The organism is Streptomyces griseorubiginosus (genome assembly GCF_017614965.1).
In the GTDB taxonomy this organism is placed as follows: domain Bacteria; phylum Actinomycetota; class Actinomycetes; order Streptomycetales; family Streptomycetaceae; genus Streptomyces; species Streptomyces griseorubiginosus_B.
In genome coordinates this window covers 1-10348 of record NZ_WVUG01000308.1, presented here as the reverse complement: position 1 = coordinate 10348, position 10348 = coordinate 1, and the positions used below count along the sequence as shown (strand labels likewise).

The window sequence follows — 10348 nt, the reverse complement described above, 5'->3', positions numbered from 1 at the left end:
CCCCTCCGCCCGCCGAACCGAACACGAAGCGGCCGCCCCGCCAGGTCCCCCTGGTCGGAAGCGGCCGCTCTCGAAGCCGTGTCGGACTAGTCCAGGACAGCCCAGGACTAGGGCCTGGCCTAGCCCGGATAGACCGGCGCCTTGCCGTCCGAGACGACCTTCTGCCACTGTCCTCCGGACCCCAACCGCACGATCCCGTCGTCCGAGTACGCCGCCATCGGCAACCCCTCGGACTCGGTCGCGGTGATCTCCTTCACCCCGGTGAGCGCGGCGGGCGCCGGTCCGTCGGGGGTGGAGCCGTCGACCTGGACGTACCGCATCGTCTGGACACCGCCCTGCTCGCGCCCGACCACCACGAGCCGGCTGTCCCCGGCCCAGGACATGGCGGTGACGTCCTCCAGCTCCGGCGTCGCGGACCGCAGCTCCAGCACCGAAACGGTCGGCGCACCCTTGTCGCCGCCCCGTTCGATCCGTCCAATGAGCAGGGACTTCTCCTTGCCCTTGGCGACGACGAGTGCGATCCGCACGCCGTCGGCGGCGACGCGTACGTCCTCGATCTGCCCGTTCAGGTCCGGTGTCCTCACCTCGAGCGGGTGCCCCTTGCCCTGCCGCAGCAGGAGCAGCCGGGGGCCGGCGGGGTCGCGGTCGGCGATCCAGAGGTCGCCCTGCGCGTCCCAGCTGGGTGCTGTGAACCGGGTCTGCTCGGCCTTGCCCTGGCTGGTCAGCACAGGGTTTCCGAGGGAGCCGCCCGACACCAGCGAGGAGACGTACAGCTCCCTGCCGTCGGCGGCGACCGCGGCCGCCATGCTCTCGTCACGCGATACGGCCACCGACGTCAGCGCCTTGGCGCCCTCGCCCAGTGCCCCGGGCACGGGTTCGGCGCTGGTGCTGGGGCTGCCCGCAGCGATCCGCACCAGCCTGCTCTTGGCGTCGATGAAGTACAGGTAGCCGGTGTGGGCGGTCGAGGCCAGCGTGGCGACCGTGGCGGTCCGGTCCTCGCGGAGCGTGCACAGCCGCCGGTCTCCCGAGCGCAGCTCGACCTGCTCGATGGCCGTGGTGAGGTTCTGCAGCGTGAACAGCAGCTGCGTCGCCATCTGCTCGCACTGGGCCGTCCCGACCTGGGCGGCGCTGGCGTTGAGCGGCACGGTGAGGTTGTTCTGGTCGTCGGGCGCCAGCGAGGTGACGCCCTTGCCCAGCGCCGTACCGGTGGGAAAACTCGTCCGCACCTCGGGGTTGAGCCAGTTCGTGGGGCCGTTCAGTAGCGAGCGCACCGTCTGCGTCATGGGATCGACCCGGCGGCGCACGTACACGGGGTCGGCGACGGCCGCGGGTGCCCCCGAGGTCGCGGCGGAGGCGAAGTAGTACTTGTTGACGGACATGTAGTTGCGCTGGAAGTCCGACTTCCCCATGACGACGCCCTGCGGGAGCCGGTCGATGCGCCACTGCCCGGTCTTGTCCCGCGCGAGATGGACCAGCGCGTTGTAGGGGCCGCTGTCGGGCTCGTACGACTGCTGTGCGTCCACCTTGGCGACCCTGGTGCCGGTCAGGGTGAAGGAGAGGTTGTCCTTGGCGTCCGAACGGTCCTGGCCGGTGCCCGGCCCGTTGTCGAGGATCGTGGTGGACAGGCCCGGATCCCACGCCTGGGAGGCGGCGCTGGTCAGATACTGCCGCGCCGTCGAGTAGTTCGGGTCGTCGCTGGTCAGCGCCTCCAGGAAGCCCGAGACGATCTCGGGGGGCTGCGCGTTCTTCTGGGGCGGCATGGCGAAGACCCGCACCTGAGTGTCCTGCCGTGGCGTGGAGTCGACGCCGCGCAGGTCCCCGCTGTCGGGCATCGACGCGCACCCGGCCAGCAGTACGACGCCGCACACGCCGTACGCCGCCGCGCGCACCGGTCGGCGCCGGGCGCCCCCCTGACGGTCAGCGCCCACGCGTTGCCTCCCCATGCCTCGGCGAGTCCTCCGGTCCGGTGTCCGCACGGCCCGGGGTCTCGCTCCGTGCCCCCTGCGCCGGGGGCGTCTCGTCCTGTCGCCGCGTGCCCGAGGCCGGCCGGGGCACGACACGCGCGCCGTTGCCGGGCAGCGCGGTCGGGTCGGCTGTGGCTGTGGCGCCGTTCAGCCTCGGGGCGATCGCGGGTATCTGGTCCCCGGCCGGCTGCACGGGCACGGTGGCCGTCTTGTCGCCGCCGCGCGGCAGGCCGGCGTCGTTGAGTCCGCGGTTGCGGCGCGAGTCCTTGGGTTCGAGCGGTATCGGCGAGCCGCGCAGCGGCTCGTCCGCGGTCCTGGGCAGCGTCAGCCGGAACTGTGAGCCGCCGCCCGGCTCGCCCCAGGCCTGCAGCCAGCCGCCGTGCAGCCGCGCGTCCTCCAGGGCGATGGACAGCCCGAGCCCGGTGCCGCCGGTGGTACGCGCGCGTGCCGGGTCCGCCCGCCAGAAGCGGCTGAACACGCGCGTGGCCTCGCCGGGCTTGAGTCCGACGCCGTAGTCGCGTACCGCGACGGCGACGGCCCCGCCCGCCGCGGCGAGCTTGACGACGACGTCCTTGCCCTCGCCGTGCTCCACGGCGTTGACGACGAGGTTGCGCAGCACGCGCTCCACGCGGCGTGCGTCAGCCTCGGCGATGACGGGCTGCTGGTCGCCCCGTACGCGTATGTGTGTGCCTTTGCGCTCCGCGAGCGGTTCGGCTCCGCTGACGACCCGCCGTACGACCTCCCTGAGGTCTATCGGCTCCGCCTCCAGCGCCGCCGCGCCCGCGTCGAACCGGCTGATCTCCAGCAGGTCGGCGAGCAGCGACTCGAACCGGTCGAGCTGGTCGGCGAGCAGCTCCGCGGACCGCGCGGTGACCGGATCGAAGTCCTCCCGCGCCTCGTGGATGACGTCCGCGGCCATTCGTACGGTCGTCAGCGGCGTCCGCAGTTCGTGCGATACGTCGGAGACGAACCGCCGCTGCATCCGCGAGAGGTCCTCCAGCTGCTGGATCTTCAGCTGGAGGTTCTGCGCCATCTTGTTGAAGGCCTCGCCGAGCCGTGCGATGTCGTCCTCGCCGGTGACCTTCATCCGCTCCTGCAGCTTGCCCGCGGACAGCCGTTCGGCGATCCCGGCCGCCATCCTGACGGGTGTGACGACCTGCCGCACCACCAGCCAGGCGATCGCTCCGAGGAGTACGACGACGAAGAGCCCGGCGGTCGCCAGCGTGCCCTTGACCAGGCTCAGCGACTTCTCCTCCTGTGTGAGCGGGAAGAGGTAGTAGAGCTGGTACGGGTTGCCGGTGGGGTCGTTGACCTGCTTGCCGATGACCAGCGCGGGCTGGGACTCTTTGTCGCTGTCCTTGTAGATGATCCGCGTGTAGCTCTGCGCGGCCGTCTGGACCTCGTTGATCCGTGCGCGCAGGTCGTCGGGGACGCTGGCCGTCGGGTCGAGCTGGCCGGAGGCGCGCGGGCCGCGTCCGCCGCCGCTGTTGTTGTCCCCCGCGGGCAGCGTCACCACGTCGAAGGCGCCCTGACCACCGCTGGAGAGGGATTCGACGAGGTCGCTCATCCACGAGGTGAGGTTCTGCGACTGCCGCCCGTCCGGGGACTGGGCGGTGTCGGCGGTACCGGTCTCCGCCTCGTCGGCCTTCTGCTTGGCCACGGCGAAACCGCCGGTGGCCTGGCTCTGGGAGGCCTTCACCTTGGCGTCCAGCAGTCCGTTGCGCACCTGGCCGATGACGACGAAGCCGAGCAGCAGTACGACGCCCAGCGACATCAGCAGGGTCGTGGCGACGACCTTGAGCTGGATGTTGCGCCGCCACAGCCGCATGACGGGCAGCAGCGGTCGGCGCACCCAGCGCATGAAGAGCCGCAGCACGGGGCTGCCCTGGACTCCGCCCTGCAGCAGCCCGCCCTCGAGCAGGCGCTGCCAGCGGGAGCCGGCGGGCTTCCGGCCGACAGGCCGCCCGGCGCGGGCCCCGGCCGGCCCGGACGCCGTGGCGGCGCTGTCACCGGACATGTCAGCTCGGCCCTGCCTTGTACCCGACGCCACGGACGGTCACCACGATCTCCGGACGCTCCGGGTCCTTCTCCACCTTGGAACGGAGGCGCTGCACATGGACGTTGACCAAGCGGGTGTCGGCCGCGTGCCGGTAACCCCACACCTGCTCCAGCAGCACCTCGCGCGTGAACACCTGCCAGGGCTTGCGCGCGAGCGCCACCAGCAGGTCGAACTCCAGCGGCGTCAGCGCGATCGACTGCCCGTCCCGCTTCACCGAGTGGCCCGCCACGTCGATGACCAGGTCACCGATGGCCAACTGCTCGGGCGCCGGTTCCTCCGACCGCCTCAGCCGCGCCCGGATCCGCGCGACGAGCTCCTTCGGCTTGAACGGCTTCACGATGTAGTCGTCGGCCCCGGACTCCAGCCCGACGACGACGTCCACGGTGTCGCTCTTGGCCGTGAGCATCACGATCGGCACACCCGACTCGGCCCGGATCAGCCGGCACACCTCGATGCCGTCCCGGCCGGGCAGCATCAGGTCGAGCAGCACCAGATCGGGTTTGGCCTCCCGGAACGCGGCCAGCGCCTTGTCGCCGTCAGCTACGAAAGACGGCTCAAACCCTTCACCACGCAGCACGATGCCGAGCATCTCGGCAAGTGCGGTGTCGTCGTCGACGACAAGGACTCGTCCCTTCATAAACGACATCATCCCATTCTCATAACGGTGGCGAAGGTGCAGGTGAGCAGGGTCACTGGCCCGTGACGATAGTCGTACTCAGCCGTCACTGTCTGCCCCTGTCCGCCGACGTCGGCGCCGACAACGGATCTCAGCTACCCAGGGTAGGCGCACGCCGACCATCCGGTCGGCCCGGCCGACCGGCGCGAAACGTCCCACACCCTCCGCAACCGTGTCAGGACGCCGTCACGGGCCGCGACCTGGCGCACAGCTCCGCGAGTGCCTCCGCCGTCACCGGCGAGACGGTGCCCTCCTCCGTGACGATCGCGGTCACCAGCTCCGGCGGCGTCACATCGAACGCGGGGTTGTAGGCCTGCGTCCCCAGGGGCGCCACGGGGATCCCGCCCCCGGCCTCCACTCCCACCACCGGCACCTGCGGCGCCACGATCTCGGTGACCTCGTGCCCGGGACGCTGCTCGACCTCGATGGACGCCCCGTCCCGGGTGTCCGGGTCCACTGTCGTCACCGGCGCCACCACGATGAACGGCACATGGTGGTACCGCGCGAGCACGGCCAGCGGATAGCTCCCCACCTTGTTCGCCACCGACCCGTCGGCCGCGATCCGGTCCGCCCCGATCAGCACCGCGTCCACCTCACCGGCCGCGAAGAGCGAGCCCGCCGCGTTGTCCGTGAGCAGGGTGTACGCCATCCCGCTGCGCGCCGCCTCGTACGCCGTGAGGCGAGCGCCCTGCAGCAGGGGACGCGTCTCGTCCACCCACAGCCGCCGCAGCCGCCCCGCCCGGTGCGCCGCGAGCGCCACCGCGAACGCCGTCCCCTCACCGCCCGACACCAGCGCCCCGGTGTTGCAGTGCGTGAGGATCCGGTGCCCGCCGCCGGGCAGCAGCTCATCGAGCAGCGCCAGCCCCCGCTCGGCCATCCGAGCGCTGGCCTCGGCGTCCTCCTGGTGCAGTTGCCGCGCCGCGGCCAGCGCCGCCCCGGCGGCCCGCTCCCCCTCGCCGCTCCTGGCGCTCTCGGCCTTGTAGGCCGCCTGTGCCCTGCGCACGCCGACGGAGAGGTTCACCGCGGTGGGCCTGGCGCCCGCCAGCGCGGCCGCGGCGTCGTCCACGTCGAAGCCGCGGGCGGCGGCGAGCGCGACGCCGTACGCCCCCGCGATCCCGAGCAGCGGTGCCCCGCGCACGGCGAGCGAACGGATCGCCTCCACCAGCGCGGGCGCGTCCGTGCAGACCAGTTCGACCTCCTCGGCCGGCAGCCTCGTCTGATCCAGTAGGACCAGTACGGGCCCCTCGGGTGGTTCCTCCCAGCGGATCGCCGGGATCTCGGTCGGCCTGCTGTCCTCGCCGGATTGCGCGTGCTGATCAGCCATGCGATCAGTCTGCCCCTTATCCGGCGGACAATTGAAGGTGTGCAGCCCATACCGCGGCCGGTACCTCCGCGAGCACCCCATGGCACGATGGCTGCCAACCTGCCGCCGCGACCGCGGACGGGCACCGTGAAGGAGCGACGATGAACGACACTCCGGGCTGGGCCTCGCCCGGATCTGCCCCGTCCGACGGGCAGGAGCCCGGCGAGTCCGGCACTCCGCGTCCCGGCGCCGCACAACCCGCCGACCAGCCGGGCACGGACCCGCAGGAACCAGGCGTGAAGTGGTCCAAGGACCAGCCGCCCGCCGGCCAGTGGTCCGCGCCCACCGGCCCCGCGAGCCCCAGCCAGGCCCCGCCTCCTCCACCGCCCGGCCCGGGCTGGGGCGGCACCCCTCCCGGCGGCCCCGGCGCGCCCGGCGGCTGGGGCGGCTACGGCGGTCCCTACGGCGGCTGGGGCGGCGGCGCCTGGGGCGGTCCCCCGCCCGCGGCCAAGCCCGGCGTGATCCCGCTGCGGCCGCTCGGCGTGGGCGAGATCCTCGACGGCGCCGTCTCCACCATGCGCACCTACTGGCGCACGGTCCTCGGTATCTCGCTGACCGTCGCCGTCGTCACGGAGATCGTCGTCGTCCTGCTCCAGGGCCTCGCCCTGAACGACCGGGAGACCGCTGAAACCCTCAGCGACCCCAGCGCCAGCCTCTCCGAGGTCACCCGCGCCATGGGCGACACCATGCTCAACACCAGCGTCGTGTTCCTGGTCTCCCTCATCGGCACGATCACCGCAACCGCCCTGCTGACGACGGTCACCAGCCGCGCCGTGCTCGGCCGGCCGGTCACCGCCGGCGAGGCCTGGCGCGACGCCCGCCCGCAGGTACCCAAACTGTTCGGCCTGATCTTCCTGCTGCTGCTCATCGCGGCCGGCGTCATCCTCGGCGGCGCACTGCCCGGCATCCTCGTCGCCGTCGCCGGCTCGGGCGACGCGGGAGCCGCGCTCGCCATCCTCGGCAGCCTCGCCGCCGGAGTCGTCGCGCTGTGGCTGATGATCCGCTTCTCGCTCGCCTCGCCCGCGCTCATGCTGGAGAAGCAGAGCATCGTCAAGTCGATGAGCCGCTCCGTGAAGCTGGTCCGCGGCTCCTGGTGGCGGGTCTTCGGCATCCAGCTGCTCGCCACGGTCATCGCGAACATCGTCGCGTCGATCGTGGTCATCCCGTTCACCTTCATCGCCGCCGCGTTCGGCAGCGACGGCATCGTCAACTTCTTCAACAGCGGGGGCGCAGACGCGGGCTGGACGTTCCTGATCATCAGCGGGATCGGCTCGGTGATCGGCTCCATGATCACGTTCCCGATCACGGCCGGCGTCACGGTCCTGCTCTACATCGACCAGCGCATCGGCCGCGAAGCCCTCGACCTCGACCTGGCCCGCGCCGCCGGCGTCCAGGGATACGGCACCGCCACCGGCACGGGGAGCTGATGCGGTGAGCCTGACGGGGGGCCTTCTCACTTCGGTACCGGCACTGCCGGGCGCCGCCGAAGCGGCCGTACGGACCCTGCTGCGCGCCGGCGACACATCCCTGCTGTCGCTCGCTCGCTCCGGTGACGAACCACCGGTGACCATTCCGCGCGACCCCGCGCGCGAGGCGGCTCGCCGCGAGCTGTCCAAGCACATGTACCACGAGAACGACCCCAGCCTGTTCCAGCGCGCCCTGAACGCCTTCTGGGACTGGGTCGACAAACTCTTCGGCACCGCCGCCACCGCGACCCCGGGCGGCACGCTCGGCCTGGTCGTCGTCCTCGTGGCCGTCCTCGCCGTCCTCGGGGCGCTGTGGTGGCGCCTCGGCAGCCCGCGCCGCCAACCCACCTCCTCCGCCGCCCTGTTCGACGACCGCCCCCGCAGCGCCGCCGAACACCGCGCGGCCGCCGAGGCGCAGGCCGCCCAGGGCCACTGGAACCAGGCCGTCCAGGAACGGATGCGCGCCATCGTCCGCTCGCTCGAGGAACGCGCACTCCTCGACGTCCGCCCCGGCCGCACCGCGGACGAGGCGGCCGCCGAAGCAGGCACCGCGCTGCCCTCCCACACCGACCGACTGCGCGCCGCCGCCCGGGACTTCGACGACGTCACGTACGGCGGCCGAAGGGCGAGCGAGACGTCGTACCACCGCATCGCCGAACTCGACCGCGACCTAGAACGCACCAAGCCCCAACTCGCCGGCAGCATCCCCAGCACGGCCCGCAACGGCCGCCAGGGAGCCGCCGGATGACCACCGAGGCCACGCTCCCGACCACCTCGGCCTCGCCCACCGCCCGTCAGGTGTGGACCCGCGCGCGAGGCATCGCCCTCGCCCTCGTCGTCCTGCTGGCCGCGGCCGTCGTCATCGCCGTGGTGCGCTCCGACACCCGGCACGGCGAACTCGACCCGCGCTCCGTCGACCCCTACGGCAGCCGCGCAGTCGCCGAACTCCTCGCCGACCGCGGCGTCTCCACGCGCGTGGTCACCACCCTGGACGAAGCCCGCGCCGCAGCCGGCCCCCGGACCACTCTCCTGGTAGCAGTCCCCGACCTGTTGACGCCCCGTCAACAGTCCACGCTGCACTCCACGATCGCCGAGTCCGGCGGACGCACCGTCCTGATCGCCCCCGGCAGCTCCTCCGTCGAAAAACTCGCCCCCGGTGTCACCGCCGACCCCGCCACCAGCTTCGACTCGACGCTCGCCCCCGACTGCACGCTGCCCGCCGCCCAGCGCGCGGGAAGCGCCGACACGGGCGGCATCCGCTACACCACCACGCACCTCGACGCCGACAAGTGCTACCCCAGCGAGCGCCTGGCGACCCTGCTGCGCATCCCGCAGACCTCCGCAAGCGGCGACACCGTCGTCCTGGGCGCGCCCGACATCCTCTTCAACAACCGGCTCGACAAGCAGGGCAACGCCTCGCTCGCCCTTCAACTCCTCGGCTCCCGCCCCCATCTGGTCTGGTACCTCCCCTCGCTCTCCGACACCTCCGCCACCGGCGACGGCGGCGAAAAAGGCTTCCTCGACCTGCTGCCATCGGGCTGGCACTGGGGCACACTGCAGCTCTTCATCGCGGCATGCCTCGCCGCCCTGTGGCGGGCACGCCGGCTCGGCCCCCTCGTGCCCGAGAAACTCCCCGTGGCGATCCGCGCCTCCGAAACCGTCGAAGGCCGCGCCCGCCTCTACCGCAAGGCGAACGCCCGCGACCGCGCGGCCGCCGCTCTTCGCTCCACCACCCGCACCCGACTCGCCCCCCTCGTAGGCGTCCCCGTCACTCAGGCACACGCGCCCGAGACCCTGCTCCCCGCCCTGTCCGCCCACCTCCGCGGCGACGGACAGGCACTGCACTCCCTCCTCTTCGGCCCGCCGCCCAGCGACGACGCGGCCCTCATCGCCCTCGCCGACCAACTCGACGCCCTCGAAAGAGAGGTACGCCGTCCATGATGGACCCGACCACTGACAACGCCGGGATCACCGGGGACCCGGGCAAGGCCCGCGCCTCCCTGGAGGCCCTGCGCGCCGAGATCGCCAAAGCCGTGGTCGGCCAGGACCCCGCCGTGACCGGCCTCGTCGTCGCCCTCCTCTGCCGCGGACACGTACTACTAGAAGGAGTCCCCGGGGTCGCCAAAACGTTGCTCGTCCGCGCCCTCGCATCCGCACTCGAACTGACGACCAAACGCGTCCAGTTCACCCCCGACCTCATGCCGAGCGACGTGACCGGCTCCCTCGTCTACGACGCCCGCACCGCCGAGTTCTCCTTCCAGCCCGGCCCGGTCTTCACCAACCTCCTCCTCGCGGACGAGATCAACCGCACCCCGCCCAAGACCCAGTCCTCCCTCCTGGAGGCCATGGAGGAACGCCAGGTCACGGTCGACGGCACCCCGCGTCCGCTCCCCGACCCGTTCCTGGTCGCCGCGACCCAGAACCCGGTCGAGTACGAGGGCACCTACCCCCTGCCCGAAGCCCAACTGGACCGCTTCCTCCTCAAACTGACGATCCCTCTGCCCTCCCGCCAGGACGAGATCGACGTCCTCACCCGCCACGCCGAAGGCTTCAACCCGCGCGACCTGCGCGCCGCCGGCGTACGCCCCGTCGCAGGCCCCGCCGACTTGGAAGCCGCCCGCGCCGCCGTCGCCAAGACCACGGTCTCCCCCGAGATCACCGCCTACGTCGTCGACATCTGCCGTGCCACCCGCGAGTCCCCGTCCCTCACCCTCGGTGTCTCCCCCCGCGGCGCGACGGCCCTCCTGGCCACCTCACGCGCGTGGGCATGGCTCACCGGCCGCGACTACGTGGTGTTCGGTACGACCGTCTCCGGCCGGC

The 10348-nt window shown here is 72.2% G+C and carries 8 protein-coding genes; 4 read left to right on the top strand and 4 right to left on the bottom strand.

Features of this window, described 5'->3' with window-relative positions; genetic code table 11:
- Nucleotides 1-119: 119 nt before the first annotated feature.
- The 4 genes from GRC12_RS36510 to mtnA all read right to left on the bottom strand — a co-directional run bounded on the left by GRC12_RS36510 (nucleotide 120) and on the right by mtnA (nucleotide 6023).
- Nucleotides 120-1928, bottom strand: a complete 1809-nt coding sequence (locus tag GRC12_RS36510) for an LpqB family beta-propeller domain-containing protein (protein ID WP_208784377.1) — start codon at nucleotides 1926-1928, stop codon at nucleotides 120-122.
- Nucleotides 1918-3981: an MtrAB system histidine kinase MtrB gene (mtrB, locus tag GRC12_RS36505; RefSeq protein ID WP_208784375.1), complete on the bottom strand. Its 2064-nt coding sequence runs from the start codon at nucleotides 3979-3981 to the stop codon at nucleotides 1918-1920. The genes GRC12_RS36510 and mtrB overlap by 11 nt, the downstream gene beginning before the upstream one ends.
- 1 nt (nucleotide 3982) lies before the next feature.
- Nucleotides 3983-4672, bottom strand: a complete 690-nt coding sequence (gene mtrA, locus GRC12_RS36500; RefSeq protein ID WP_187283109.1) for a two-component system response regulator MtrA — start codon at nucleotides 4670-4672, stop codon at nucleotides 3983-3985.
- 202 nt (nucleotides 4673-4874) lie between these two features.
- Entirely contained in the window at nucleotides 4875-6023 is a 1149-nt protein-coding gene (gene mtnA / locus GRC12_RS36495; RefSeq protein WP_208784373.1) for an S-methyl-5-thioribose-1-phosphate isomerase, read from the bottom strand.
- Between the two features lie 140 nt (nucleotides 6024-6163).
- On the opposite strand from mtnA, the gene GRC12_RS36490 reads away from it, so the two are divergent.
- The 4 genes from GRC12_RS36490 to GRC12_RS36475 form a co-directional block, all read left to right on the top strand.
- Entirely contained in the window at nucleotides 6164-7489 is a 1326-nt protein-coding gene (locus GRC12_RS36490) for a glycerophosphoryl diester phosphodiesterase membrane domain-containing protein (RefSeq protein WP_208784371.1), read from the top strand.
- Nucleotides 7490-7493: 4 nt separating this feature from the next.
- Complete coding sequence (locus GRC12_RS36485; RefSeq protein WP_208784368.1) at nucleotides 7494-8276, top strand: DUF4129 domain-containing protein; 783 nt, start codon at nucleotides 7494-7496, stop codon at nucleotides 8274-8276.
- Complete coding sequence (locus tag GRC12_RS36480; RefSeq protein WP_208784366.1) at nucleotides 8273-9469, top strand: DUF4350 domain-containing protein; 1197 nt, start codon at nucleotides 8273-8275, stop codon at nucleotides 9467-9469. The genes GRC12_RS36485 and GRC12_RS36480 overlap by 4 nt, the downstream gene beginning before the upstream one ends.
- Nucleotides 9469-10348, top strand: an 880-nt coding sequence (locus tag GRC12_RS36475) for an AAA family ATPase (RefSeq protein ID WP_208784364.1), incomplete at its 3' end; no start/stop codon positions are given. The genes GRC12_RS36480 and GRC12_RS36475, both read left to right, overlap by 1 nt.